Here is a 26,229-nt window from a genome sequence, read left to right on the forward strand (position 1 = left end):
CTCTCTTGAAGTCCACCCACTGGGGCTCCGGCATGCACTTTATGGCCCCGGGCCGCCGTTGGGTGGGCAAGGTGAGGATCCTGACGCGACTGTCGACGCCGGTCATGACGAGCAAGTTCGCGGGCGTTTGATCCGGCGGCAGGTGTTTCGATCCGCGACCGGTCACGTCCGTTCGGATCGTCTCGGCCGGCAAAACGGACGGAACGTACCAGGCGGCGGCGGACCACTGCCCGCCTCGACACCCAGGTCCCGGGTCACACCCCCTGGCTGCTCAACTGGTCTTGCGCCCCCACTGCGGTGCCACCTGATCCCACTCGACACCCCACTGCTCGGTGGCCCGCCGTTCGATCCCCAGACGCGTCAGGCGGCCGCCGGCCAGGACCAACAGCCCGCCCACCAAGCCGATTCCCGCGCCCGTCAGACCGGCACGCGCGGCCGCCTCGGCCGAGCTGATCGGCCCGGACACCAGGTGCCCCCCGCCATCGGTCCACGCCGTGACCGCCGTGCCGACGACGGTGTCGGCCTTCACACTCGTCTCTCCGGTCCGTACGGTGCCGTCGGTATCCGTCCACCGCACCTCGGCCCTCACCTGGTCGTACCTCATGCCGGTGGCCACGTCCCGGGTGCCGCTCGCCGGGTAACTCACCATCAGGGCGGACACGGGCTTCCGCGCCGCCCGGTCGCGCTGTACGACGTCATCCACGGCAACCGCCGTCAGAGAACCGGCAACGGCTCCGCCGACGATCGCTGCCGCCCAGGTGCCCAGCACAACCCACGCCTCGACCACATCACTGTGCCGCCGCAACGGACTGCTCCGCCACCGCCAGCCCCGGACCTTCGTGCGCTTCTTCTTCCACATCGGTCACTCCCCCTCCTGAGCACCGCGAACCCGCTGCCGCGAACCTGAGTACCGCAAGAAAGTCCCACCGGTCGCCACCTGGCGGCAGAGGCCGTCGGGCAGTGACCCTGGGGCCGGTGAGGGCGCGATTCGAAGTCGGGCAGGGCCGGTCGGCCCTGGTGCTTCCGGGCCCGGCGAACAACGATCGTCGTCACGGGCAGCCCGCAGTCTGTCCGCCACCGGGGAACAAGCGGTCGTCATGAGTGGAACGGGCGCCTTCACGTCGTTCGAGCTTCTGCCCTCCGGTCGACACCCAGGCGTATCCAATCTTGATTTCGGTGCGGACGAGCGGCTCTGCGACGAGGAGGTCCGGTTCATGGCCGGTTCGGGATGTGCGTCCGGTGACGCGGAACGAGGGTGCCCGTAGCTGTCAACCCTGACGATCGGCAAGGTACGGTGTTGACGTTCGGCTCGGGTTCCCAACTGTTCCCGCTTCTACGTTCGGGCCTCATGGAACGGGAACCGCGAATGAAAGTCCGAACCGGTCGGCTGCTCAGCGCATTGGCCGTCCTGGGCGTGGGAGCAGGAGTCGTCACTTGGCTGTCCCCTGGTGGGCTGGGCGAGGCTGGTGCTGTCGAGGTCACGGGTGGAGCTTCGGCGTCCGCGTACCGGTCGGTGGCCGGGGCGGTGGCGGATGCACCGTCGTGGCTGGGCCCTCTCCTGGAAGTGGCCACCGAGGGCACTCTGGTGATCCTCGGAATGTTGCTGGTCTGGATGTGGTGGACGGCAATTCGCCGCAAAGACGCACGGGAGGTCGCCGGATCCGTCCTGACCGGTCTCGGGACCGTCGCGGCCTATGCGGTGAGCGAAGCGGTGAAGCTCGTCGTGGACGAGGAGCGTCCTTGCCGTGCGTTACGCGCAGGCGCCGATTCTGTCGCGGAATGCCCCGGAGTTGGGGACTGGTCGTTTCCGAGCAACCACGCCACCCTGGCCGCCGGGTTGGCCGTCGGTCTCGCCGTGCTGCGGCCCCGCCTCGCCGCGATCACGCTGCCGATGGCCGGGGCCGCTGCGCTGCTGCGCATGCTGGTGGGGGTTCATTACCCGCACGATGTGCTCGCCGGCGCGATGCTCGGCGGCGCTGTCGTGGCGGCGGTGCTCTTCGCATTCATGCCCCTTGCTCAGGGGGCGGCATCACGGCTGGGAAGGTTGAGGCGGAATGATCCCGGCCTCGTGGGCCACCACCGCGGCAGCGGCCCGGTTGTCGACGCCCAGCCTCGCCAGGATGGAACTCACGTGGGCTTTGACCGTTCCCTCCACCACATGGAGCCGCCGGGCGATCTGCCCGTTGGACAGGCCGCTTCCGAGAAAGGCCAGTACCTCTCTCTCCCGGGCGGTGAGGGCGGCGACCCGGTGGCGGGCGGCGGAGCGCCGACCGGCCAGGGTGCCCGCCCCCGTCGCGGCGAGGTGCGCGATGACCCGGGCCGCGACTTTCGGTGACAGGTAGGCGGCGCCTTCGGCCACCGCACGGACTCCGGTGATCAGTTCCTCGGGCTCGCCCGACTTGATCAGGAAGCCTGCTGCGCCACCGCCGAGCGCCTGAAGGATGTAGTCGTCCTCGCCGAAGGTCGTCAGCATGACGATGCTCGTGGTCGGCACGGTGTTGCGGATTTCCGCGGCGGCGTCGATGCCGTTGATTCCCGGCATACGGATATCGAGTACGGCCACCGCGGGACGATGGCGTTGGACCAGCTCCACAGCGTCGCGCCCGTCGACGGCCTCGGCGACGACTTCGATGTCCGGATCCGTGGCAAGAACGGCGCGCACCCCCGCACGGATCATCGGCTCGTCATCGGCGATGAGCACCCGGATCATCGAACGCTCACGGGGTGATCGTGTCCAGGGACACCAGGGTGTCCTTCCGGAAGCAGAGCTGGTATGCATCGCCGGACCGGTCGTCGAACCGGTCGCCCGTCATCGCGTAGTACTCGCACGTTATGCCGTCTCCCGTCGGCTCGGCAGTCTGCGGTCGATAGTCCGTCTGCCGGTCCGGCAGGAAACGCTCCACCTCGGAACGATCCTGCCCCACATGCAGGCGGGCATAGTCGCGTGGGTCCAGGACCGACTGTGACGCCGACAGCATCTCCCAGCCCGTGAGAGCTCCGCTCAGCAAAGCTCCCGTCACGAGGGGCACCATGACCGCGGCGACCAGGGCCCGGCCGACCCGGCGCCGAGCGCGGCGATGTTCCTGCGGCAACTCGTAACCGCGAGAGGCTGGGGGCGCGAGCGGCGATGGCGGCGGCGAGGGTGTGTGCGGGATACGCGCGACGACTGCGTAGCCTCCGTCGCGCGGGCCGTGGTCGAACGAACCGCCGGCCAACCTCATACGCTCTTCGAGACCGATAAGGCCACGCCCTCCACTCCGAGGCCGAGGCCGCTGGTTGGCCGCAGACGATGGCGGGCCGTTCTCCACGACAACCTTTGTTTCTGAGGCCGTATGCGTCACGTGGACAGTCGCGGTCGCGCCGGACGCGTGCTTGGCAACGTTGGTCAGAGCTTCCTGCACGACCCGGTGAGCCGCCCGTTTGACCACGGGCGGCACGTCGTCCGCCTCGCCGTCGATGCGCAACTCCACCGTGAGGCCGGCCGCGGAAGCCTCGGAGGTCAGACTCGTGAGGCTGGAGTTCTTGGGGTCCATCGGCGTTGTGCCGGTCTCCTCACGCAGGACTCCGATCACCTCGCCGAGACGCTCCACCGCGGCCGCGACTCTGGCTCGGATGTCCCCGGCAGCCCTTTGGTGGTGCTCTTCGAGGTCCGGCGCGAGTTTGAGTGCGCCGGCCGACAGGGCGATCAGACTGAGGTCATGGCCGAGGACGTCGTGCATGTCCTGGGCGATACGTGCCCGCTCGCGCAGCCGGGCTTGATCAGCAATCAGTTGCTGCTCGCGGTGCAGCTGATCGGCACGCTCCCATCCGGCCCGGACAAGCTGCTGATACTGGCACCAGAACCTGCCCGCGAACCAGGGCAGCATCGTGGCGGCAACCACCACTGTCACCAACCGGCCGGCCAGAGGGAGCCAAGCAGGAACGACGGACAAGGCCACCACACTGACCGCGAGAATCGCGACCAGGGCGAGCGCTGTCGGCGCCGTCCGTCCAGGCCGTCGTCCTGCCAGGAACGCGGCGACGGCAGTCAGGACAGCCCACCACAGGTTCATCACGCTCAGACCGGCAGCCACCGCGGTAGCCGCTGTGAGCATGATCCCAGGATCAAGTACCCGCCGTAAAAGAGCGGTTACGGTCGCAGTCTCACCGTTGATCATTGTGCTGTCCACGGAGGTGACGGTACGGACTTCGGGCGCCGTCCGACCACTGCCGAAAGTCCAATCTGCGCCGGTGACCGGCGAACACTGAGCGCCGAAGCATGCCCACTTCGTGCAGGGCTTGCCAGCTCAACGACCGACCAGACACGCGGATTCAGCGGGTCCACATCGCGGGCACCAGCTCGGCATCAATCTCGCGGGGCAGCAGCGGCCGGTCCTCGACCCGGCGCCGCGAGAGCGCGGGCAGGCGGCGCACCGCCTTCAAAATGCGCCGCCCGGCCTGGGCCGCGCCGAGCGCGTCCGACTCGCCCAGCAGGGAGAGGAAGGGGCGCACGGTGTTGTAGCGCAGGGACGGCTTCTCACGCATTGCCGCCTCGGCCGAGCCGTCGTCCTCGGGCACCAGGGCCTCGACGGTCGCGACCGCCCCCGCCACCGCCGTACGCGGCACGGCCTCCTCGACTGCCGCCCACAGCGCGGCCACGTCCAGGTCCGCGTCGTGCTCGGCGACCGAGTCCAGCTACTCGGTGAGGACCTTCGACGTTTTCGCCAGGATGCGCACCGCCTCTCCAACTGCGGCAGAATCGGCAGCCGTTCCCCATCCGACGCCCGCCGGGCTGGACTGATCAGCCGGTTCGCCATCAGTACTGCGAACGGGTCCAGCGCGTCGTCAACCGCCTCCGCCTCCAACTGACGCGGACAGATTCACCCGGCCCAACGCGAACGCGGAGATCTCTTCCACCTGCTGCATGGCCCGCACCATCGCCGTGCCCGTCGACTTCGTCGGCGGGGTACGCAGCCGCTCCAGCTCTGAGACCCGCTTGCCCTCCGGCACCACCAGCAGCTCGGCCAGCACCGACGCGTGGGCGGGATCGGCCTGGTGCGCGGCTCGGGCCACCGCTTCATACAACCGCCACTCCGCCGCCGTGCGGGCCTCCGACACCTGTCGGGCCGGTACCGAGATGCCTGGCAGCAGCACCCTGTTCTTGCGTAGCCACGTCACTGCGTCGTTGAACAGCGCCACCGGCCCCTCGGCGTGCGTCCAGGCCCGCCCGTACAGGGAGCCACGAAACTCCCGGCCCCACTTTCGGTCGGTGAAGTCGCGGTAGTTGAACCGCTGCTGGGTCCCCTGTGCGTGCTCGTACGGCGTCCTGCGCCGCTCCGGGTACCGCTTCACCGCTTCACGCACGAGGCGTCCTCGGTACCGAACTGCTCGGCCAGGTACTCCGCGACCTCCCACGGCACCGCGAGCGAGTCTGTACCGAGGAAGCGGCCGATGTAGCGGACCGTGCAGATCTGTGTAGGGCGGTCGGCGGCCACACCGCGGTGACCGCACTTCGCAGGAGCCCGCTTCAGCGCCCCGCTCGCGCGGAGACCAGGGCCACCGCTTCGTCGACGTCGTCTGTCACGTGCAGGAGGGCGAGGTCCGCCTCGGCGGCCTTGCCCTGTGTGATGACCGTGCTCCTGAGCCAGTCGACAAGACCGCCCCAGTAGGCGCTGCCGAGCAGGACGATGGGGAATCGGGTGACCTTTCGGGTCTGGACCAGCGTGAGCGCCTCGAACAGTTCATCGAGGGTGCCCACTCCGCCCGGGAGGACCACAAACCCCTGGGCGTATTTCACGAACATCACCTTGCGGACGAAGAAGTACCGGAAGTCGACGCCGATGTCGACGTAGGGGTTCAGCCCGTCCTCGAAGGGCAGCTCGATTCCGAGTCCCACCGAGGTGCCGCCGGCCTCGCGGGCTCCTTTGTTGGCTGCTTCCATGGCGCCCGGCCCGCCGCCTGTGATCACGGCGAACCCCGCATCGGCCAGGCCCTTGCCCAGGCGGATTCCGGCATCGTGTTCGGGGGAGCCGACCGGAGTCCGTGCCGAGCCGAACACACCGATGGCGGGCGGGAGTTCGGCGAGCGCACCGAAGCCCTCGACGAATTCGGCCTGGATGCGCATGATCCGCCAGGGGTCGGTGTGTATCCAGTCGCCGGGGGCTCTGTCGTCGAGCAACCGCTGGTCGGCGGTACTGCCCTGGGTTCGCCGTTGTCCGGGAGTGGCCGGGTCCAGGCCCGGTCGGGTGTTGTGCATCGCTGCTTCTTTCGGCGTGGGTCCGAGCGGTGCTCGGGGATCGGTTGTCAAGGGTGGAAGGGGCCGTGGCCGAAGAGGGTGCTCCCCTGCCGTTCCCGGCCGGGGAGGCTGTCACGACGCCGGGTCCCGGTGTGCCGAGGCGGCGGCGCCTGCTGCCGCCCCGGCGTTCCGGTGGCGACGGGCACCTCGGGACGGTGGCATCGGGCACCTCGGGACGGTGGCGACGGGCACCTCGGGACGGTGGACGGACCGGTGCGGGTCACGCCCGCGTCTCCGGCACCGGTGGCGCGTCCGGGGCGATCTCGAACGCCGCGGCCACGAGCTGCTGGGTGTAGGGGTGTCGGGGGCTGCTGAGCAGCTGGTCCGTCTCACCGCTCTCGACGATCTTCCCGTCCTTCAGCACGATGATCCGGTCGCAGAGGCCGTCGATGGTTCGCAGGTCGTGGCTGACGACGCAGAACACCCGGTCGGGGCCACGGCAGGCGTCGTTCAGCAGCTTGACGATCTGCTGTTGGACGAGGAGGTCCAGTGCCGAGGTGGGTTCGTCGGCGATGAGGATGGACGGGCTGAGCAGCAGCGCGCGGGCGATGATGACCCGCTGCTGCTGACCGCCGGAGAGCTGTCCCGGGCGTTTGCCCCGATGCTCGGCGAGCAGTCCGACGCGGGTGAGGCTGTCCTCGACGAGCCGGTCGCGTTCGGTCCGGTCCACGGCGAGGTGGTGGGCGTCGATGACTTCCGTCAGGTGACGTCCGATCGTGACGCGGGGGTTGAGCGCGCCGCCGGCATGTTGCGGAACGAGTTGCAGCTGACGTCGTTTGTCCCGCCACGGGCGGCCGCCGCGGGGCAGGGGTTCGCCGTTGACGAGGACCGTGCCTTCGGTGGGATGCTCGAGCCCGGTGAGTATGCGAGCGAGAGTTGATTTCCCGGAGCCGGACTCGCCGACGATGCCGACGCTCTCGCCGGTCTCGATGGTGACGTCGACTCCGTCGAGAGCGACGGTCCGGGCCCGCTGCTTCCGTCCGTAGAGGTGGCGCAGTCCTCGTGCTTCGATGGTCGGCATCAGCGGGTCTCCGTTCCTTGTCGCGTGGGTCGTGTCCGGCGGGGCAGGGCGCCGATGAGTTGCCGGGTGTACGCGTGTCGCGGCTTGGTGAAGACCTGCTCCATGTCTCCCTGCTCGACGAGTTCGCCCTGGTGGAGCACGGCGATCTGGTCGGCGATCTGCGCGGCCAGGGTGAGGTCGTGGGTGATGAGCAGCATGCCGGTGCCGTCGTCGACGGTGAGGCGTCGCAGGAGCGTGGCGATGCGCTGCTGTGTGCTCGTGTCGAGTGCGGATGTGGGTTCGTCGGCGATCAGGATGGACGGGTTCGCCGCCAGCACCGTCGCGAGGAGCACGCGCTGGGCGAGTCCTCCGGAGAGTTCGTGGGGGTAGCGGCGGGCATAGCGTTCGATGTCCGGTACTTCCGCGCGGCTGAGATATCCGGCGACGGCCGCCTTTCTGTCGGCCCGTGGCATTCCCCGTGCCCGGAGTGCCTCTTCGATCTGCCAGGAGACCCGCCGGAGCGGGTTCAGTGCGGCGGAGGCGTCCTGAAACATGTATCCGACTCTGCCGCGCGGTTGGAGGTCGCCCGTGACGGTCATCGACTTCGGGAGCAGTCCGGCGACCGTCTTCGCGAGGGTGGTCTTACCGGAGCCCGACTCCCCCACGACGGCGACGCAGCGGCCCGGCTGGAGCGAGAGCGAGATGTCCCGGAGGAGTGTGCGGGGCTTACCGGCGGGCGGGGTGACGGTCACGGTGAGGTTGTGGACGGTGAGGAGGGGGTCGTCACAGGGCACGGCGGATGGTCCAGTCCTGGAGTCGGTCGCCGAGGACGCCGACGGCGAGGCTGATGAGGAAGATGCTGACGCCGGGAAGCACCACGACCCACCATGCTGTGGCGAGGTACTGCTCACCGCTGCCGACCATCTGGCCGAGGCTGGTGTCCGGTGGCCGGATTCCGAGCCCGAGGAAGGACAGCGCACTCTCGATGAGGATCTTCGCGGGGAAGACGAGGGTCAGCTGTACCGCCAGGGGTGCGAGGAGTGCCGGCAGGAGATGGTGGCGGATGGTGACCCAGCGGGAGACGCCGAGGTTGAGTGTAGAGGCGACATAGCCGCTGCGCCGGACCGCCATGGTCTCGGCACGGATGACGCGGGCGATCCTCTCCCACCCTTCGAGGGCGAGGACGATGATGAGGACCGCGGGGGAACCGCCGAAGAAGACGATGGCGCCCAGGGCGAGGATGAATGCGGGGACCGACGACTGGAGGTCGATGAAGAAGCAGACGACGGTGTCGACGACTCCCCCGAACCATCCGGCCGCGGCGCCCAGCAGGACGCCGATGAGGCCGGACAGCACGGTTGCGCTGATGGCGATCAGGACGCTGGTGCGGGTGGCGTGGAGCAGTTGACTCAGGACGTCCCGGCCGAGTTGGTCGGTGCCCAGGAGGTGGTCTGCGGACGGCGGGAGGAGACGCTGGGTGATGGCGACCGATTCGAGCGGTTGCGAGGCGATGAGGGAGCCGAGCACCGTGACGAAGAGGGTCAGGGCCAGGATGGCGAGGGCCAGGATCAGTGACCAGGCGGGGCGTCGCCGGCGGCGTTTCCAGGAGGAGGCGGCAGCAAGGGCCACGGTCAGGTCCTCCTGAGTCTGGGGTCGACGAGCCGGTATGCGAGGTCGGTCAAGGCATGTGCGATGACGACGCTGACGGTGATGAGGACGACGATGCACTGGACGACGGCGTAGTCGTTCTGCTCGCTGGCCTGGACGAAGAGGGAACCGACGCCGGGCCAGCTGAACAGCACCTCGATGACACTGGATCCGGCGACGAGGTAGGCCAACTCGAAGCCGATGACCGTGAGGATCGGCCGCGCCGCGTTCGGCAGGGCGTGGGCGAAAAGCCTGCGCCGGGGGCTGACGTGGATGGCCGCGGCGTGCGCCAGGCAGGGCAGGACGAGCGCGTCGGCCATCGCGGACCGGGTGACTCGGGTGAGCATCGCGGTCGGCGGCAGCGCCATGGCGATGACGGGCATCACCGCGGCACCGGGCGCAGTGTCTCCGACCGTGGGGAGCCAGCGCAGTTGTACGCCCAGGACCAGCATCAGGACCACGCCGAGCAGGAAGTTCGGCAGGGCCACGAAACCGATGGCCGTGGAATTGATCGCGCGGTCGAGCCGCCCCTCGGCTCGGGCCGCTGCGAGGATGCCGAGCACAAGGCCGAGGAGAGTGGACAGCACAAACGCGGGGATCGCGAGCCGCAGAGTGGCGGGGATGCGCTCAAGGACGATGTCGAGGGCTCCGTCGGCGTCGAAGTAGGACGCGCCGAAGTCTCCGCGGAGGAGCCCGCCGAGGTAGTCGAGGTACTGCTGCCACAGTGGTGCGTCCAGGCCGAAAGCCTTGCGGTAGTGCTCGATCACCTCCGGGGGCGAGTCCTGCGGTACGACCGAGCGGACCGGGTCTCCCGTGAGCCGGACGACGCAGAAGATGAGGGTGACCACGATGAGGATCGCCGCGAGGCTCCGGAGCAGCCGGACGGCGACTGCTCGGGCGATCATCAGGTCACGCTCCTGATGCCGAGATCGGCTTCCTGGAGCAGGCGGACGCGCACGGCGTCGCCGGACAGCCGGTACTCGACGATTCCGTTGCAGCGCAGCCCCAGGCTCATGGACGCCTTGCCGACGGGGAGGGGTCCTACGGCGGGGGCGCCGACGAGCAGGGCGCCCTTGCTGAGGAGAACGACGTGTTCGTGGAGGTGGCCGGAACCGATCAGCTTGACGGTTCCCGATTCCGCCAGCTTGGCCAGGCGGGCGCGTGACTTCAGCCCGATGGCCTTGTTGACGAAGAGGTCCTCGTCTAGGGAGTTGATGGACGGCGGCTTGTGCATGAACAGCCCGACCGGGCGGCCGGCGGACTCCCTGACACGTTCATCCAGCCAGTCCCACTGCTCGGCTTCCTCCGCAGCGAGATGGTTGTCGAAGAGAAGTGAGTTCAGACCGATCATCTGCCAGTCGCCGATGGTGAGCGACCACCGGTCGGTTCCGAAGTGGTGCCGAAAGCGGGCCAGCCGTTCCTCGGTGATCAGGCCGTGGTAGGGGTCGGGGTCACTGTCCCCGATGTCGTGGTTTCCCGGGACGATCCGCCACGGTGTGGTGAGCCGACGCAGTTGGAAGGCGGCGAACTCGTAGTCCCGCTCGTTGTCCGGTTCGTTGTGGATGACGTCGCCCGTGTGGATGACGAGATCGGGGCGGGCCTTCTCGACGTAGCGTACGACCGCCGTCCACATGTCGGTGCCCGCTTTGAAGTCGGGGGACATGTGTGTGTCCGAGACGTGCAGGATCGTTGTCTGGTTGGAGAGGTTCACGGCTCAGCTTTCGGGAACGGGGGCGAAGCGCATCCAGTAGCGCGGGTCGGGTGTGAAGTCGACGCCGTCAGCAAGACCGTTGATCTCCACCGGCTGCCAGAGGCTGATGCTCGGGACCTCTGTCGTCCAGAGCTTGGTGAGGGTGTCGAACGCCTTCTTGCGTTCGGGCCGGCTCGTGCTCGTGCTGAGGGTGTTCGCGGCCGAGGTCATCCGGTCGGTCGGGGTGAAGCGGCCCGACTGCACGTAGTTGGCGCTCGGGCACACCCAGTCGAGACAGATCGGCGATACGGGGTCGCTCAGGAGAATGTTGCTGGAGGTGGGGTAGACCTGGAGCTTGTCGTAGTCGAGCAGCGTGTAGTTGGCGACCGGATCGAGTTTCACGTTGAGTCCGGCCTGCTTCCACATGGGCAGCATCGCCTGCAGGGCCTGATCCATGTTCGTGTAGTAGCCGGTGATGTACTGCAGGAGTATCTGCCGGCCGTCGTATCCGGCCTTGGCCAGCAGTGCTTTCGCCTTGGCCAGGTCCTGGCCGGTGACCGGGACGGCACTGTCGTAGAAGTCCTTGTACAGGGGCAGGTTGAAGCCGTCGTGTACGGACACCTCGCCGTTCCACAACGAATCCGCGATGCTCTTGCGGTCGATCGCCAGCTCCATCGCCTGCCGTACCAGCGGGTCGCTGGTCGCCTCGCCGGCCTGGTTGGTCGTGAAGGCCAGTCCGACCATGTTGTCGACCTGTGTGGACACGATCCGCTGGCCGTTTGCCTTGACGCGGTCGCTCTGGTCCGGCGGGATCGCGGTCGCGATGCTGTACTGGCCCGTAGCGAGACCCGACACTCGGGCCGTGACGTCAGCGACCTGGTCGAAGGTGACCTTCTCGTAGGTGGGCTTGGGACCCCAGTAGTCCTTGTTGGCGGTCAGGGCGGCGCTCCGCCCCGGCTTGATGGACTGCACCTTGTAGGGTCCGGTCCCGATCGGGCGCACCCCGAACTTCTCTTCGCCCACCTTCAGCAGGTATGCCTTCGGAACGACGAATCCGATCGGCGAGGCCAGCCGGTCCAGCACCGTGGGGTCGGGCCGGCTCGTGGTGATCCTCACGGTGTTCTCGTCCTTGACCTTCACGTCGGAGAACGTGCCGGCGAGAGTCGTCGGCTCCATGGCGTCCGGGCCCCACAGCCGCTTGGCCGAGAGCGTGAAGGCGACATCTTCCGCAGTCATCGTTGTCCCGTCCTGGAACTTGACCCCCGAGCGGACGGTGATGTCGGTGACGGTGGGACTGACCTTCGTCCACTTGGTCGCCAGACCGGGGCTCAGTTTGTTCGTCTTCGGGTCCCGGAAGATCAGCGGGTCGAAGATGTTGCTCGTGACACGGAGGTTGATGTTGGACTGATTCGACGCGTTGAACGGCGGCGAGATGGCCGGCACGGCGACGGTGAGGTTCTTCGGCGCGGATGTCGCCTCGTCCGTGTCGGTGCCCGCACACGCGGTCAGGACGGCTGGCAGCAGCGTCGCCAGGGCGATGACGGGCAGGGCGCGGCAAGTCGATCGTTCTAGAATCACGGAGAAATCCCTGTGGGTGCGGTCCAAATCCGCAGGAAGCGTAAGCAATGGGCCGATGTCCAGTGGAGTCTGAATTGGTCTCTTCGCGTCCTGTTAACCCGAACGAGATGCCGCTCCTGCTGGGTGAGTGGCGCAACGGTGCAGGCTCGCTCGCGGAGCGCCTCGCCCACGCCATCGAGCAGGCCATCGAGCGAGGTGAGCTGCTGGAGGGCTGGCTGCTGCCCTCGGAACGGAAACTCGCGGCGGTACTGGACATCAGCCGGAGCACGACGGTGCGCGGCATGGAACTGCTCGCCGAGCGCAGCGTCGTCCGCCGGGTGCACGGCGCGGGCACCTATGTGGCGGGGCCGGCCAAGGCGCCGAACCGGACGGCCATGCCTCCGGGCCTGCGCGGAAAATTCCGGCTGGGGACTTCCACCGAGCCGGGCATCGCCTACGCCACTCCCCCGTCTCCCAAGTCCCTTCCCACCGAGGCGCTCACCCTCACCGCGGACGAGCTGCTGGACCTGCACCCAAGCGGTGCTGGCAGCGGCTACGCCATCGCCGGCCTCGACATCACCCGCACGGCCATCTCGGACTCGCTCAGCCGGCATGGTCTGCCCACCATGGCCGAGGCCCTCGTCGTGACGACAGGTGCGACCCAGTCGCTGTCACTGGTGTTCGAGATGCTGCTCGTCCCCGGTGACGTCGTCATCGTCGACTCACCGGCCTACCCGACCACCCTGGACCTGCTGCGGCGCATGGGTGTGCGGATCGTGCCGGTTCGCACCGGTGACGCCGCAGTGGGCACCGATGCCGTGGTCCGTGTCGCGAGGAAGACCCAGGCGAAAATGGTCGTCGCCATGGCCACCTGCAACGTCGCCACCGGGTACAGCATGACCGACACCCAGCGGGCCGCGCTGGTCCAGATCGCGCAGAGCGGCGTGCTCGTGGTCGACGACCGCACGCTCGCCGACTACCACCCGGCTCCGGAGCCGACCGCCCTGGCCGCGCTGAGGGACCACAAGAACATCATCACGGTCGGATCGTTCAACAAGATCTACTGGGGCGGCCTGAGAATGGGCTGGGTCCGGGTGCAACGGAACCTGGTCGAAGCACTCATCCGCGTCAAAGCCGGGGCCGACTCGGGATCTTCCGTACCCAGCCAGATGATGTTGGCCAAGTTGCTGCCCCATCACGACGCCATCGTGGCGCACCGGCAGGCGGAGGTGGAGCGCCGGACCCTCATCGCCTCGGCGTTCATCCGCAACGAGCTTCCCGACTGGCGCATCGAGGGCACAGGGATCGGCCCGTCCCAGTGGATCCGTCTGCCGGTGCGCGACACGGCCGAGTTCGTCGCATTCGCCTACGAACGGGGCACTGCCGTGGGGTACGGCGGTATGTACCGCAGCGACGGCCGTCCGTCCGCACACCTGAGAGTGACACTCACCTCGGACGAGCACCACATCACCACGGCGCTCGAAAACCTCCGGGACGCCTGGTCAGACTTCCCCGCCGGCCGCGGTCGCCGCCGCCGCTAGCGGAAAACGTTCCAGCACCTGGTAGCCGTTGGCGCTCAGGAAGAGACACACCTCGTCGACCGGCCAACCGCCCGTCAACGCGCTCCCGACCACCGCCTGTGACCAGTTCCGTTCCTCAGCCGTGCTCGGCAGGGAAACCGTCATGTGGCCATAGAACGGATCCCATTCGGTCACGTCCGCGGCCTTGGCCACAGAAGCACGGGCCACCGCCGCCAGATCGTCCACCCCATCGACCGGAGCAACCAGCACACGTTCTCCGAGAAGCATCAGTGCCGGGCCAAAACTCACTGTGCGTGCGGTGACCTTGGCGAAGGCCGCCTTGAGGGTGCCGATGTCCACGGAGTCGACCGAAACAGTGCCCAAGAACCGCAGGGTCACATGGAGGTGATCGGCGCCGACCCAAGCCGATTCCGGACTGTCGTCCAAGACCGCGAGATCCTGCCGTATGCGGGTCCGCAGGTGTTGCGGCGGCTGCAGTCCGACAAAGAGGCGGCCCTTCACCGTTGGGCTCCCAGCACTCACTGCTCACCGACCGTCCGGACGGGCTCCCGACCCGGGTCCGACTGGCAACCGTTGAGCAGCACGTCGTGAATGTACCGGTTGCGGTGCGGGCGGCCGCGCCGGCTGTGAAGATAGGCATCCGAGGGCTTCTCGCTGACGATCAAAGGGATCAGCTGCTCGTATCTGCCGCCGTGCGAGCGGAGGTGTCTGGGCGGCTCGGCCTGGCCGTGGAAGGCGGATGACCTTCCGAGAACCGTGTGCCGATCAGCGGCTATGGCGATGTCTCCGGTGAGATCGTCAGGCAGTTCGAACGCTGTGGCTGCTTCACTACCGGTGTAGACCTCGGTAACACCTGCGGTGTTGCCGAGCAGTTCGATGACGCGTGCGCGGTTGCCGGGCTCGGTGTATACCCAGGCGAAGGATCCCAGTGCGCCGTGGTGGGCAGTGTAGGGATCGGTGATGGGGAGTACTGCATGGCCAGCAATCCCGGCGTCGCGAAGGATGTCTTCGAGCAGGAGAACTCGCGGGGCCCCGTTCGCGTGATGCTTGGAGTTCATCCCATGGTCGGCCGTGATGCCAACGACATAGCCGGCGTCAAGGTATTGAGCGAGCCGCTCGTCGAAGGCGGCATAGAACCTGTTGGCCAGCGGTGAACCCGGGGGCTCGCGGTGCTGGACATAATCAGTGAAGGAGACATAGAGCAGGCCGACAGGACCTGCTTGACGGTGGGCCGCCAGCCCGATGTCGAGGGCGTAGATGCTCGCATCCCAGTCGTAGATGTGCGGGGCGGGTCGGCCGAGGAGGTCGGCCGCGGTGCCCTCGCCGAACGGGGCGATCAGATGGGAAGCGGCTTGCTCCACGCTCACCGCGGGGACGCCACCGACACCGAGCAGCCGACGGAGTTTCTCCTTCGCAGTGACGACGAGGACGGGCACCCCGACCTGCTGTAGTGCTGCGTGGATCGTGGTGACACGGAGGTCGCTCGGCTCGGTGAGCTGGCGTTCTTGACCATCACGGTCGCGGTAGTAGTTTCCGATGATGCCGTGGTGAGCGGGAGCGACCCCCGTGACAATGGAAACGTTGTTGGGATTGGTGAAGCTCGGCATCTCCGACAGTGCGTCCACGAAAAAGGCTCCGCCGTCCAGGAGAGCGCGCAGATTCGGCATGCAGCCGGCGTTCAGTGCCGCAGTCAGGTAGTCCACGGCGCATCCGTCGATGGTCACGACGACAGTCGGACGACGGGGGACGCCATAAACACTGCCGTTTACTGTGACGGTTGAGGATCTGGATGACACAGAAGAAGATGACACAGAAGAAGACATGCGGAAATACTCCTGCAATAGGGACTTGAAGTCGGGTCAGGAAGGCCCGTCGAGAGGGTGTCCGGAACTTCAGCGTGGGACGTGCAGGGCGTATTCGGCCAGGTCACCGCGGATACGGTGGACGATATACGCGATGATCCGGCCGTACTGATCGACGTTGGTACCGCTCAGCAGCAGCAACGGGGCTCCGACGGCAATGTCGAGCAGCGCGGCGTCCCGCGCGTCGGCAGCAAGCGCGGAGAAGCGGCGATCGTCTCGACGCAACTCCAGGTCGTGAGCGTCGGCCACGGCGGTGAAGACACTCCTGTCGCGATCCCAGCCATCGGGAACCAGTTGACTGGGCAACACCGCGAACGACCTGCACCAGGGAACCTCTTCGAGGAACAGCGTGTAGCGGTACTCGACCAGGGGCCCGGGGAAGGCAGGGAAGGTCCACAACTCGCTCGGTGTGCTCAGCCCCACTCCGGCCGGCTGAGCCAGCTCCAGTATGCCCTGGCCGCCGGTTGACGCGGGATCGGGATGCCGGATCACCCGCTGGAGTTCCTGGCGTACGGCGTGACCACGCGAGCTCATGGACTCAAGCAGGCTGATATTGCCGTCGTCGATGCGGTGTCGGATGGGCTGAGGTGCGACGAAGGTCCCCACACCGTGCTCCGTGCGTACCGCTCCGGCGCGAGCGAGCTCAGCGAGAGCCCGCCGGACCGTCATCCGGTTGACGCCATAGCTGTCCGCCAGAGATGTCTCGCTGGGCAGTTGCTCTCCGCTGGCGAACTCCGAGCGTTTGATCCGATCGAGCAGATCAGCGCGGATGGCATCCCACAGTGCCATGCCCGCCCCTCGCGGGAGCGGGGTGATCGGCCGCCGCCCACCGTCGTCCACCCGCACGCCTGCCACGGCTGTCATTTTGGCATGCCTCCATCCCTTCCTGCGGTCAGTGTCCGGGGAGCACCGACGCGCGGGCGCTCGTTGGCCATCTGTTCACCTGCCCTTCGACGCTCGCTCATCACCTTTAGACCTCTACACAAGTATAACTGACCAGGCAAAACCTTCAAAGCGATCAGGAGGTGCCAGGTGAAGGTGTTGTTCCTGGGCGATGTCGTCGGTCCAGAGGCAGCCGATTACGTGGTCGAACGGATGCCCTCGCTGCGTGCGGAGGTGGGAGCCGACGCGGTCGTCGTGAACGCGGAGAACGCCGAGCAGAGCGGTCCTCAGATCCGCACCGGCTTCGGCATGACCGCGACGCTGGCCGACCGGCTGTGCGACGCCGGGGTCGACGTGATCACGAGCGGTAACCATGCGTGGGACGGAGAGATGAAGGCGGTGGAGGCCGCCCTTGCCCACCCCAGGGTCCTCCGGCCGGCCAACATGCCTGGTGGAGTCCCAGGCCGGGGTGGCATCACGATCGACGTTCACGGCGAGCAACTGACCGTGCTGAACCTCATGAGCCGCTCGGCGGTCGTCGAGCCGAAGCCCTTGTTCCAGCGGTGGCTCGCCTCTCCCGACGGCGTTCAGCCGCTTTGGCCCGCATGGCGCGCCGCGCACAAGTCCGGGGCGGTGCTCGTGGACCTTCACGGGCTCGTCGTCAGCGAAAAGCAGGCATTCGCCCACGCTGTGGACGGCACCGCCGCCGCTGTCCTTGGGACCCATACCCATGAGGCCACCCATCACCTGCACCGACTGCCGGGCGGCACCGCATTGGTCACGGACGTCGGCATGACCGGACGCCTGGGCGGTGTCACCGGGATCGATCCGCTCCACTGGGTCGCCGGCTTGCAGGGGGACGATCCGGCGACACTGCCCCGCTATGAGCTCGCCACCGGCCCGATGACGCTCGGTGCCGTGGTCCTGACCATCGAAGACGGCCGTACCACGGAATTGAAACGCGTCTTCTGACCCTGGCCTGCCGATCAACGGGTTTCGGAACCCGCACCGCACGCCTCTCTCGAACCGACATTTGTCCGACCGAAAGGTGAAACACTCATGGCCATCTCCGGCCGCCGTGGCATCCCGGTCCTCTTGGCCGCGCTGATCGCACTGGTCTGCGCGGCCTGTGGACCGGGTGTTGCCCTCAAAGACCAGAACGCCTCCACGTCCCCCGGTGGCATCATCAAGATCGGTGCCCCTTACCCCCTTACCGGGACGTGGGCGGAGAACGGCCGCAACGCGTTGCGCGGCATGGAGGTGGCCGTCAAGGAAATCAACGCAAGTGGCGGCATCAAAGCCCTCGGCGGAGCGCGACTGGACATCGTGTCGGCGGACACGGGCTCGACCGATCCGAGCCAGGCTCGGACCGCCACCACGAAACTGATCGACACCGACCATGTCAGTGCCGTGGTGGGGAGCTTCCTGAGCAGTATGTCGCTGACCGCCTCGACGGTCGCCGAGCAGTCGAAGGTGCCGTTCGTGACGCAGTCGCTGATCGATCAGTTGGTCACGCGCAAATACCAGTACACATTCAAGATCCCGGCGAACACCAGTGCCACGGGCCCCGCTGCCCTGCGGGCCTATCTCGATGTCGCCGCCTCTCGCGGCCCGGCGCCGACCAAGGTCGCGATCTTCACCTCGAACGACGCAGCGTCGAAGGCCCAGTCGGACGCCTTGCGAGCCGAGGCGGACAAGCGCGGGCTGTCGGTGGCCGCGTTCGAGGCATACTCGCCCGGTCTGACCGATGCCTCAGCCATTGTCACCTCGCTCGCCGCGGCCAAGCCGGACGTCATCTTCGGGGCCGGTGCCGTCGGCGATCTCACCTTGATCGTGAAGAACCTGCGCAACCGCGGCATCACGACACCGATCGTCGGCAGCGGCGGAACAGGCTTCCTCGGCAAGGGGCTCAAGGAGGGCCTCGGGGACCGGGCGAACGGTATCCTCGCCATCTCCTCGTGGAGCGACGATCTCAAACTGCCCGGCGTCGAGCAGGCCACGGCCCGCTACCGCTCGCAGTACCACGAGCCGTTCATGCCGAACGAGGCCGGAGAGTCGTGGGTCGCGGTGCACTTGGCCGCCGCGGCGATGGAGAACGCCCGCAGCAGCGCCCCCGCAGCAATCGCCAAGGCTCTGCGCGCCACACCGGCGACCAGCGGGCCCGCCTCGTCGATGCCGCCCGGACGGGTCGAATTCAACGCCGCCGGCGCCAACTCCGCGGTCGTGCCGATCATGATCCAGTGGCAGAACGGCCGGCCGCGCACGGTCTGGCCGACTTCGGTGGCCACGGTAACCCCGACCGGCTGAGGGCGACGATGACCATCCTCGTTCAGACGGTGCTGAGCGGCCTGCTCCTTGGCGGTGTGTACAGCCTTGTCAGCGCCGGCTTGGCCCTCAGTTTCGGTGTCACCAACATCGTCGACTTCGCCCACGGCGACTTCGTCACGGTGGGAATGTATGTCGCGGTGGTCCTCGGAGGGGTCGGCATAGGTCCCATTCTGTCCGCCCCCGTGGCCGCGATCGTGGTGGCCCTGTTCGGACTCCTGATCTACACGGCCTCGCTGCGCCGAGTGGTCGACCGCCCGCAGGACACCAGCGACTCACGCCATGTGCCCCAACTCGCCGTTACCTTCGCCCTGGGCATCGTGATCCAGAACGCGTTGCTGCTGGGGTTCGGGCCCGACCAGCGCACGACCCCGGGAGCGGGTCAGGTCCTCATGGTCGGACCCTTCAGTATCGACCGCGCCCAACTCATCGCGTTCTGCCTGGCCGTGACCGTTCTCGGGCTACTGCTGATCACTCTGCGGTCCACACCGTTGGGGCGGGTCATCAGCGCCATGGTCGATGACCAAGAGGTCGTCACCCTGCTCGGCGTCCGTTCGGGACGTCTGCTTCCCCTCGTGTTCGCGGCAGGGCTTGGGCTGACCGGTTTCGCCGGAAGCGTGATCAGCAGCTACTTCCCCGCCGCACCGGCCTCCGGCCTGTCCTTCATGACGATCGCGTTCGTCGCGGTCGTCCTCGGCGGGATGCGCAATGTCCTCGGTGCAGTGGTCGCCGCGCCCCTGATCGGCATCACCCAGCAGATCACCGCGACCTACCTGTCCCCGGAAATCGCCAACCTGGGAGTCTACGTCGTGTTCATCGCCGTCCTGCTGGTGCGACCGCACGGACTCTTCGGGCTGAAGGGACTCGCATGACTGACCTGCTCAAATCCCCCGCGACACAGATCACCGGCTTCGTCATGGCGATCGGATCCCTCCCGTTCTGGCTCATCCCCGACAGCGGCATCCTCGCCATCGCCATAGTCGCGCTGCTCTACGCGGCCGCTGCCGGCGCGTTCAACCTCACGGCCGGGCTCGGTGGCCAACTGTCGTTCGGCCACTCGATCTTCTTCGGGCTCGGCGCCTATGCCACTGCGCTGCTCCGGCAGGACCTCGGCTGGAACGTGTGGGCCGCGGTCCCGGTCGCGCTGACCATCGCCGTGGTGGCCGCCCTCGCCCTCGCCCTGCCTTCTGTGCGACTCGGCGGGGTGTACTTCGTGCTGGTCAGCTTTGTCGCCACACTCGCCCTCGAATCCATTGCGACCTGGGCCAGTGACCTCACCGGCGGCGCCGCGGGCGTCTCCCTCACCGTCGGCCCATCGGCACCGGCAGATCTGCGGTTCGGGAATCCGCTCGGGCACTACTACGTCGCACTCACCTTGCTCACCGCCTTCCTCGGGTTGTTCGCCGCGGTGACGCGCAGCAACTTCGGCCTACGGCTGCGCGCGGTGCGCGACGATCCCGCCGCGGCAGCCGCGTCCGGGATTGCCGTGGCCCGGCTCCGAACCGTCTCACTGCTGGTGAGCGCCGCGTTGACCAGCCTTGTCGGCGTCGCTTACATGCAGTACACCGCGTACATCGACCCGGCGAGCGCCTTCGGCTCCATGACCGCTGTTGCGATCGCCATGCCCGCGCTGTTCGGCGGACTCGGCACATTGTGGGGGCCCGTTCTCGGCGCCTTCGTGCTCATCTCGGTGCAGCAGGCCCTCAACCCGGCATTCTCCGGAGTCCCCGCAGGGCTCGGACTCATCGTGTTCGGAGTGCTCGTCCTGGCCCTGCAGACCATCGAGCCCAAGGGAGTCGTCCACCTGCTCCGGTCCGTCCTCCGGCACCTCGGCCAACGCCTCGGCGCCTCGAAGCGAACGGCCCGACCCGCAAGGAATGGCCTGACATGACCAGACAACCGCTCCTTGAGGTCCGCGGTCTTGTCGTCCGGTACGACGGCCTCCGAGCCCTCGACGGCGTAAACTTCGATGTGCGGCGCGGGGAATTCCTCGGGCTGATCGGGCCGAACGGCGCCGGCAAGAGCACGGCCTTCGGAGCCATCGCCGGAACCGTCCGCCCCACCGCCGGCACGATCGTCTTCGACGGCCGACCGATTCAGGGCCTGGCCAGCCACCGCATCGCCCAGCTGGGGATCAGCCGCACCTTCCAGCACGTACAGTTGTTCAAGTCGCTGAGCGCCCTTGAAAACGTGACCGTTGCCGCGGCCACCCGACACCGCTCCCGCCGGACCGCCCGGTTGCGGGCACAGCAGCTCCTTGACCACGTCGGATTGGCTCACCTCGCCGCGAGCCCCGTGGCAGCGCTGTCCCTCGGGCACCAAAAGCTCGTCGCGATCGCCCGCGCCCTGGCCAACGAGCCCCGTCTGCTCATGCTCGACGAGATGATGTCCGGGCTGGCCGACCACGAGTGGTCCCAGATTCTGAGGGTGCTTGCCGACCTGCGTGGCACGGGACTGGCCCTGATCGTCGTGGAACACATCATGGAGATCATCGACCGGCTCACCGATCGCGTCATCGTCTTCTCCGACGGACGCATCCTGGCCGAGGGCAACAGCCTCGACGTCCAGGCACAACCCGCGGTACGAGCCACCTACCTCGGAGAACCCATTGCTTGATATCGACGGCCTCTCAGTACGCCGAGGCACCCGCCAGGTTCTGACCGACCTGAATCTGACCGTCGACACAGCAGAATTCGTCGCGATCGTGGGCAACAACGGCGCCGGCAAAACCACTCTGCTGCGCACGATCAGCGGCCTGCTCCCACATCACCGCGGCCGTGTCTCGATTCTCGGGCACGACCCGGCCCGTGCCCGCCCGGACCAGATCGCTCGATCCGGCCTGGGACACGTCCCCGAAGGACGCCGCGTGTTCGCCTCCCTCAGCGTCCTCGACAACCTCACCGTCGGGGCAACCACCCTGCCCCGGCGACAACGCAAGGACACGATGGAACGAGTCCTCGCCCTGTTCCCCCGGCTTCAGGAACGCGCCACACAACGCGCCGGGACTCTCAGCGGCGGCGAACAGCAGATGCTCGCCATCGGCCGCGCACTCATGGCACGTCCACGCATCCTCATGCTCGACGAGCCCTCACTCGGACTCGCGCCCATCATCACCCGCAACACCTTCAGGCACCTACGCACCGTTCAGCAAGAGTGGGGAGTCGCCATCCTTCTCGCCGAGCAACGCACACGGATACTCACCGATATTGCCGACCGCACACTGCTACTCACCTCGGGGCGTCTTGAGCCGGAACAGCAGGTGCCCGAGACCGCGGGGGTAAGCGCCTCATGAGTACGGTCAGCTTCATCACGGTCGGCATCGTCGATGTCGTCACCGGCACCACAACGGACGAGGTGGTCATCCACACCGACGATGGCCTGATCGTCGGCCTCGACAGCACGACCAGGAACAGCGGCGAAGTCCACGACCTGCGCCCGTACACCGTCGTACCGGGTCTGATCGACTCCCATGTCCATCTCACCTGGAGTGGCCTCGCGGTACCCAACGAGATCAGTAACCAGGAGAGCGACGAGTTGTCCCTCCTGCGTGGCGTCGCCAACGCAGCCGCGCACCTACGGGCCGGTGTCATGGCGGTCCGGGACCTCGGTTCCCGACGCGGCACCGCACTCCATCTCGCGGCCGCCGGGCGGCTGGGCATCATCACCGCACCTGAAATCGTCGCCAGCGGCAACCTCATCGCGATGACCGGCGGCCACGCACACTACCTCGGCGTCCAGGCCGACGGCCCATGGGCGGTGACGAAAGCGGTCCGCACCGAACTCTCCGCCGGCGCGGGCGTCATCAAGATCATGGCGTCAGAGGGGCTGTTCGGGATGGACGAGGATCCTCGCGTCCCCCAGTTCGAGATCGAGGAACTGCGCGCAGGAGCGCGTGCAGCGCACCGCGCCGGGAAGACGATCGCCGCTCACGCCTACGGGGCCGCCGCCATCACCAACGCGCTCGCCGCCGGCGTCGATACCGTCGAGCACGGCGCTCATCTCGAACCCGATCAAGCCGAGAAAATGGCCTTGAGCGGCACGGTCTTCGTGCCCACCCTGTCGACCTACCACTCGTATACGACCAAGGCCGACGAACTCGGCTTCAGCAGCCAGATGCGTGCCACCGCACACGAGACCTACGACCGCGCCCGCCACGCCGTACACCTTGCACTGCAACACAATGTGGCCATCGCCGCCGGGACGGACGCCGGGGTCCCGGGGCAACCACACGGCGCCCTCGCCACCGAACTCAAGCTCCTGGTCGACGCGGGCCTCTCCCCGGCCGAAGCGCTTCGGGCCGCCACCGTCACCGGAGCCTCCGCCCTCAACCTCACCGCAACGCGCGGCCGCCTCAGCCCCGGCATGACAGCCGATTTCATCGCCCTCGACGGAAATCCACTCGAAGACATCACCGCCACCGCACGAGTCAGAGCAGTCATTCAGCACGGGCGGATCGCAACCAGCACATGATGGCCCCAACTCCACGGAATCACGGGGGTGTGTCGCCTGTATCGACGGTCCGGTGCATCTGCTCCGGGTACGAGTTACCACGTGTGCGCCGGTCACCACGTGTGCGCCGACGCCTTCAACAGCGCCGGGGTCCCGCAACAGCGCCGACAGGCCCCGGACGCGTTCGTACCGTTCCTGGACCGTTGCCGTCAACGCCGTGCCGATGACCCGCACTTGTGGGCATCGACCCGGTTCGTGGCCGGATGCCGGGGTGTGGAGCCGTCGCCCGACCGGTAGACGATGTCGTGTTCCTCGACCAGACACGTGCGGCCGTTCTGCTGGAACTCCAGGCGTTCGGTGACGAACAGCAGCACGCCGCTGCGGCCCCGCTTGGGGGCGACCGCGGCCAGGCTGCTGACGCGCTGGGCCGGATCACCGAGCCGCAGAGGCTCGGTGATCTCGCAGCGTCCGCCGGCGAACATCCGCCGCCGGTCGGGGATGGGCGGCAGGAAGCAGGCATCGCATAGTTGCCCGTCAGAGCCAAGGGCTTGCTGAGGCGCCCCGTGCAGAAAGTACAGCCACTGCCACAGCGGCGGCAGTGGGTCGCCGGACCTGGCAGCGGTGTCGGACAGGTCCCGAAGCGCCGACAGGGCAGCCGTCGGACCTGGTGGCAGGGTGTCCTCGTCGGTGACCGGTTCGGGATGCCAGGACTTCACGTGGGCTGCAGGGCGGGGCGGGCTTTCGGTGGCCCGTACGAGTTGAGCTTCTCCACCGGACGGGAGGTTCACCGGGGCCCGCTTGACTCAGGTACCCGTGGTCCAGCGGTTGGCGGGGACCGGCAGGCCGAGGTTGCCGCGCAGGGTGTCCGCCGTGTATTCGGTACGGAACATGCCTCGCTTCTGCAGGATCGGGACGACGCCGTCCACGAACAGGTTGAGCTCGGCCTCGACGCGGAACGCGAGGATGATCCCGTCGAATGCCTTGGCGTCGAACCACCGCTCGATGGCGTCGGCCACCGTCTGCGGCGCGCCGACGAACGGCGAACGGCGCAGCTCCGAGACGGTTTCCACAACCTGACGCAGGGTGAGGTTCTGGGCCTTGGCGCGGGCGATGAGCTTGACAGCGCCGGTGCGGCCGCCCTTCTCGGCGAGGTGGGCGACGTCCGGGAACGGGGCGTCCAGGTCGTGCGTGCTGAAGTCGTAGGCGCCGAAGGAGCGGCCCAGGAGGGCGAGGCTGCGGTCGAAGTCGTGGTCCTCCTCGAAGATCTCCCGCTCGCGGCGCAGGGCGGCTTCGTCGGTGGCGGCGACGATGGGATCGCCATGGATGAAGATCTTGATGTGCTCGGGATTGCGGCTGTAGGACACGGCGCGCCTCTTGACGTCCGCGTAGTACTCCTGAGCCTGCTCCAGTGAGGTGTCGCCCGGCGCGTAGACACCCTCGGCGACCCGGGCGGCCAGGTCGCGGCCCTCCTCGGACACTCCGGCCTGGAAGATGACCGGCTGACCCTGCGGGGAGCGCGAGATGTTGAGCGGGCCCGCCACCTTGAAGTGCTCGCCCTCGTGGTTGAGTTGGTGCAGCTTGGACGGGTCGAGGAAGATGTCGCGCTCCACGTCGGCCGGGAAGGCGTCGTCCTCGTAGGAGTCCCACAGTCCGCGGGCGACCTCGACGCACTCCAGGGCGCGGCTGTAACGGGTGGTGTAGTCGAGGTGCTCGTCAAGCCCGAAGTTGCGGGAGGTCCCGCTGTCGACGCCCGTGACGACGTTCCAGCCAGCGCGGCCCCCGCTGATGTGGTCCAGGGAGGCGAACCGGCGCGCGAGGTTGAAGGGCGAGTTGTACGTCGAACTCGCCGTGGCGACCAGGCCGAGGTGCCGGGTGTGGGTGGCGACGGCCGACAGCATGGTCAGCGGTTCCAGCCGGTTGAGGTAGTGCGACGGGAAGCCGGCGCTGACGAATTGGCTGTCGGCCGTGAACAGGGCGTCGAAGAGGCCGTGTTCGGCTGCCTGCGCCTGCCGGATGTAGTAGCGGATGTCGGTACTGATGTTCTTCGCGATGCGCGGGTCCTTCCACAGACCGTGCTGGGCGGGGCCGCCGACACCGTACGGGTGCAGGGCGAGGTGGAGCGTGCGGGACATGGGGGTCCTCTCTGCGATTCGTCAGGCGTACAGCAGGGCAAGGACGCGGCGGGCCTCGCACCCGGCCCGGTCGGCGGGTGCCGCCCACGGCGTGGGACGGCGGCCCCGGGCGGGCGCGGCCGCAAGCGTGCGCGGGGTGGTCGACGACTTCGCGGGCCGCGCCGGTCTCGGCCAGCTCACCCTGGCACGGCGCGGCGACACGGTCGTCGGTCCCGGCTGCGGAGCCGAGGTCGTGGCAGACCCCGACGAGGGCTGGGCCCGCCTGCTCGCGCAGGTCGGCGAGCAGATCGACAATATCTCGGCCTGAACGGTGACGTCGAGGGCGGTCCTGGCCTCGACGGCGGCCGCACGACGCGACGAGGGCGCGCGGAGCATGCCGCCCGACAAACCTCTTCTTCGTCTATTTCGGCACGCTTTCCTTTATTTCGGCACCTTCATGACGCTCCGGAGTCGAACGGTTACCAAGAGGTGTGATGTTGCGCCATTGTTAAGAAATTAACGACCGACTCGGCGTATGTTGACGTGATCAATTGTGGGCGGTTAGCTTCATGGTCATGGTTAAGGGCATTCCGCTGGTGCGACGCCGGCATGTGGACTTCAAGAGGCTCGACAGCACGCTCTGTCGCTAGCGTCGGGCTTTTGCCTGCCCATTGGCCGGGGGATCCTCACCTGTTCGTCGGCCGGGGGCATTTGACCCGCGTGTGCGCCGCGTTCCCCGTGTTATCACCGCCACATCTCGCGTTTCCCAAGAGTGACCGACGGCCGACTGTCGCGCATTCCAGATGGTGAGACCACTTCAGTTATCGGTCTGATCGGGATCTACGATCCGGTCCGGACTTAACATCCGCTATCTCTGGGAGGCTCGATGTC

The 26,229-nt window shown here is 67.6% G+C and carries 24 protein-coding genes and 2 pseudogenes; 10 read left to right on the forward strand and 16 right to left on the reverse strand.

Annotated elements, in window-relative coordinates:
* Positions 1–271: 271 nt before the first annotated feature.
* Positions 272–859: an Rv1733c family protein gene (locus ACWEKM_RS14365; RefSeq protein WP_451621477.1), complete on the reverse strand. Its 588-nt coding sequence runs from the start codon at positions 857–859 to the stop codon at positions 272–274.
* Between the two features lie 489 nt (positions 860–1,348).
* On the opposite strand from ACWEKM_RS14365, the pseudogene ACWEKM_RS14370 reads away from it, so the two are divergent.
* Positions 1,349–2,071: pseudogene (locus ACWEKM_RS14370) on the forward strand (phosphatase PAP2 family protein); the annotation flags it as partial.
* Here ACWEKM_RS14370 and ACWEKM_RS14375 read toward each other — a convergent pair.
* The 10 genes and pseudogenes from ACWEKM_RS14375 to ACWEKM_RS14420 all read right to left on the reverse strand — a co-directional run bounded on the left by ACWEKM_RS14375 (position 2,030) and on the right by ACWEKM_RS14420 (position 12,189).
* On the reverse strand, positions 2,030–2,710 hold the full coding sequence (locus ACWEKM_RS14375) for a response regulator (RefSeq protein ID WP_451621478.1): 681 nt from the start codon (positions 2,708–2,710) through the stop codon (positions 2,030–2,032). The pseudogene ACWEKM_RS14370 and the gene ACWEKM_RS14375 overlap by 42 nt on opposite strands.
* A gap of 7 nt (positions 2,711–2,717) precedes the next feature.
* A complete protein-coding gene (locus tag ACWEKM_RS14380; RefSeq protein ID WP_451621520.1) occupies positions 2,718–4,157 on the reverse strand; it encodes a sensor histidine kinase in 1,440 nt (479 codons plus the stop codon).
* Positions 4,158–4,314: 157 nt separating this feature from the next.
* Positions 4,315–5,453: pseudogene (locus tag ACWEKM_RS14385) on the reverse strand (DUF4158 domain-containing protein); the annotation flags it as partial.
* Positions 5,454–5,506: 53 nt separating this feature from the next.
* The gene (locus ACWEKM_RS14390) at positions 5,507–6,235 is read right to left on the reverse strand and encodes an LOG family protein (protein ID WP_451621479.1); all 729 of its coding nucleotides are present in this window, start codon (positions 6,233–6,235) and stop codon (positions 5,507–5,509) included.
* A gap of 259 nt (positions 6,236–6,494) precedes the next feature.
* A complete protein-coding gene (locus tag ACWEKM_RS14395; RefSeq protein WP_451621480.1) occupies positions 6,495–7,295 on the reverse strand; it encodes an ABC transporter ATP-binding protein in 801 nt (266 codons plus the stop codon).
* The gene (locus ACWEKM_RS14400; protein WP_451621481.1) at positions 7,295–8,068 is read right to left on the reverse strand and encodes an ABC transporter ATP-binding protein; all 774 of its coding nucleotides are present in this window, start codon (positions 8,066–8,068) and stop codon (positions 7,295–7,297) included. The genes ACWEKM_RS14395 and ACWEKM_RS14400 overlap by 1 nt, the downstream gene beginning before the upstream one ends.
* Positions 8,058–8,903 (reverse strand): ABC transporter permease, encoded by an 846-nt coding sequence (locus ACWEKM_RS14405; protein WP_451621482.1) that lies wholly within the window; start codon positions 8,901–8,903, stop codon positions 8,058–8,060. Before ACWEKM_RS14405 ends, ACWEKM_RS14400 begins: the two co-directional genes overlap by 11 nt.
* Positions 8,904–8,905: 2 nt before the next feature.
* Positions 8,906–9,826, reverse strand: a complete 921-nt coding sequence (locus ACWEKM_RS14410; protein WP_451621483.1) for an ABC transporter permease — start codon at positions 9,824–9,826, stop codon at positions 8,906–8,908.
* Positions 9,826–10,632: a metallophosphoesterase family protein gene (locus ACWEKM_RS14415; protein WP_451621484.1), complete on the reverse strand. Its 807-nt coding sequence runs from the start codon at positions 10,630–10,632 to the stop codon at positions 9,826–9,828. The genes ACWEKM_RS14410 and ACWEKM_RS14415 overlap by 1 nt, the downstream gene beginning before the upstream one ends.
* A 3-nt stretch (positions 10,633–10,635) precedes the next feature.
* On the reverse strand, positions 10,636–12,189 hold the full coding sequence (locus ACWEKM_RS14420; RefSeq protein WP_451621485.1) for an ABC transporter substrate-binding protein: 1,554 nt from the start codon (positions 12,187–12,189) through the stop codon (positions 10,636–10,638).
* A 107-nt stretch (positions 12,190–12,296) separates the two neighbouring features.
* On the opposite strand from ACWEKM_RS14420, the gene ACWEKM_RS14425 reads away from it, so the two are divergent.
* Positions 12,297–13,709, forward strand: a complete 1,413-nt coding sequence (locus tag ACWEKM_RS14425) for an aminotransferase-like domain-containing protein (RefSeq protein ID WP_451621486.1) — start codon at positions 12,297–12,299, stop codon at positions 13,707–13,709.
* Here ACWEKM_RS14425 and ACWEKM_RS14430 read toward each other — a convergent pair.
* The 3 genes from ACWEKM_RS14430 to ACWEKM_RS14440 form a co-directional block, all read right to left on the reverse strand.
* Positions 13,671–14,210: a 2'-5' RNA ligase family protein gene (locus ACWEKM_RS14430; RefSeq protein ID WP_451621487.1), complete on the reverse strand. Its 540-nt coding sequence runs from the start codon at positions 14,208–14,210 to the stop codon at positions 13,671–13,673. The genes ACWEKM_RS14425 and ACWEKM_RS14430 overlap by 39 nt on opposite strands.
* 17 nt (positions 14,211–14,227) lie before the next feature.
* The gene (locus ACWEKM_RS14435) at positions 14,228–15,433 is read right to left on the reverse strand and encodes an alkaline phosphatase family protein (protein WP_451621488.1); all 1,206 of its coding nucleotides are present in this window, start codon (positions 15,431–15,433) and stop codon (positions 14,228–14,230) included.
* 168 nt (positions 15,434–15,601) lie between these two features.
* The gene (locus ACWEKM_RS14440; RefSeq protein ID WP_451621489.1) at positions 15,602–16,435 is read right to left on the reverse strand and encodes a GntR family transcriptional regulator; all 834 of its coding nucleotides are present in this window, start codon (positions 16,433–16,435) and stop codon (positions 15,602–15,604) included.
* 174 nt (positions 16,436–16,609) lie between these two features.
* On the opposite strand from ACWEKM_RS14440, the gene ACWEKM_RS14445 reads away from it, so the two are divergent.
* From ACWEKM_RS14445 to ACWEKM_RS14475, 7 genes are all read left to right on the forward strand, one after another.
* Entirely contained in the window at positions 16,610–17,425 is an 816-nt protein-coding gene (locus ACWEKM_RS14445; protein WP_451621490.1) for a YmdB family metallophosphoesterase, read from the forward strand.
* Positions 17,426–17,512: 87 nt separating this feature from the next.
* Positions 17,513–18,760, forward strand: a complete 1,248-nt coding sequence (locus ACWEKM_RS14450) for an ABC transporter substrate-binding protein (RefSeq protein ID WP_451621491.1) — start codon at positions 17,513–17,515, stop codon at positions 18,758–18,760.
* Between the two features lie 8 nt (positions 18,761–18,768).
* Positions 18,769–19,650, forward strand: a complete 882-nt coding sequence (locus tag ACWEKM_RS14455) for a branched-chain amino acid ABC transporter permease (protein ID WP_451621492.1) — start codon at positions 18,769–18,771, stop codon at positions 19,648–19,650.
* Positions 19,647–20,669, forward strand: coding sequence for a branched-chain amino acid ABC transporter permease (locus ACWEKM_RS14460; protein WP_451621493.1), 1,023 nt, complete (start codon positions 19,647–19,649; stop codon positions 20,667–20,669). Before ACWEKM_RS14455 ends, ACWEKM_RS14460 begins: the two co-directional genes overlap by 4 nt.
* On the forward strand, positions 20,666–21,394 hold the full coding sequence (locus tag ACWEKM_RS14465; protein WP_451621494.1) for an ABC transporter ATP-binding protein: 729 nt from the start codon (positions 20,666–20,668) through the stop codon (positions 21,392–21,394). Before ACWEKM_RS14460 ends, ACWEKM_RS14465 begins: the two co-directional genes overlap by 4 nt.
* An 88-nt stretch (positions 21,395–21,482) precedes the next feature.
* Positions 21,483–22,070, forward strand: a complete 588-nt coding sequence (locus tag ACWEKM_RS14470) for an ABC transporter ATP-binding protein (protein ID WP_451621521.1) — start codon at positions 21,483–21,485, stop codon at positions 22,068–22,070.
* Positions 22,067–23,248, forward strand: coding sequence for an amidohydrolase family protein (locus ACWEKM_RS14475; RefSeq protein ID WP_451621495.1), 1,182 nt, complete (start codon positions 22,067–22,069; stop codon positions 23,246–23,248). The genes ACWEKM_RS14470 and ACWEKM_RS14475 overlap by 4 nt, the downstream gene beginning before the upstream one ends.
* A gap of 188 nt (positions 23,249–23,436) precedes the next feature.
* Here the strand turns inward: ACWEKM_RS14475 and ACWEKM_RS14480 are convergent, their stop codons facing one another.
* Together ACWEKM_RS14480 and ACWEKM_RS14485 are read right to left on the reverse strand one after the other, a co-directional pair.
* Positions 23,437–23,943 (reverse strand): FAS1-like dehydratase domain-containing protein, encoded by a 507-nt coding sequence (locus tag ACWEKM_RS14480; RefSeq protein ID WP_451621496.1) that lies wholly within the window; start codon positions 23,941–23,943, stop codon positions 23,437–23,439.
* Between the two features lie 87 nt (positions 23,944–24,030).
* Entirely contained in the window at positions 24,031–25,359 is a 1,329-nt protein-coding gene (locus tag ACWEKM_RS14485) for an LLM class flavin-dependent oxidoreductase (RefSeq protein WP_451621497.1), read from the reverse strand.
* Here ACWEKM_RS14485 and ACWEKM_RS14490 point away from each other — a divergent pair.
* On the forward strand, positions 25,358–25,666 hold the full coding sequence (locus ACWEKM_RS14490; RefSeq protein ID WP_451621498.1) for a hypothetical protein: 309 nt from the start codon (positions 25,358–25,360) through the stop codon (positions 25,664–25,666). The genes ACWEKM_RS14485 and ACWEKM_RS14490 overlap by 2 nt on opposite strands.
* The last annotated feature ends 563 nt before the right edge of the window (positions 25,667–26,229 follow it).

This window comes from Streptomyces sp. NPDC004752 (genome assembly GCF_053601275.1).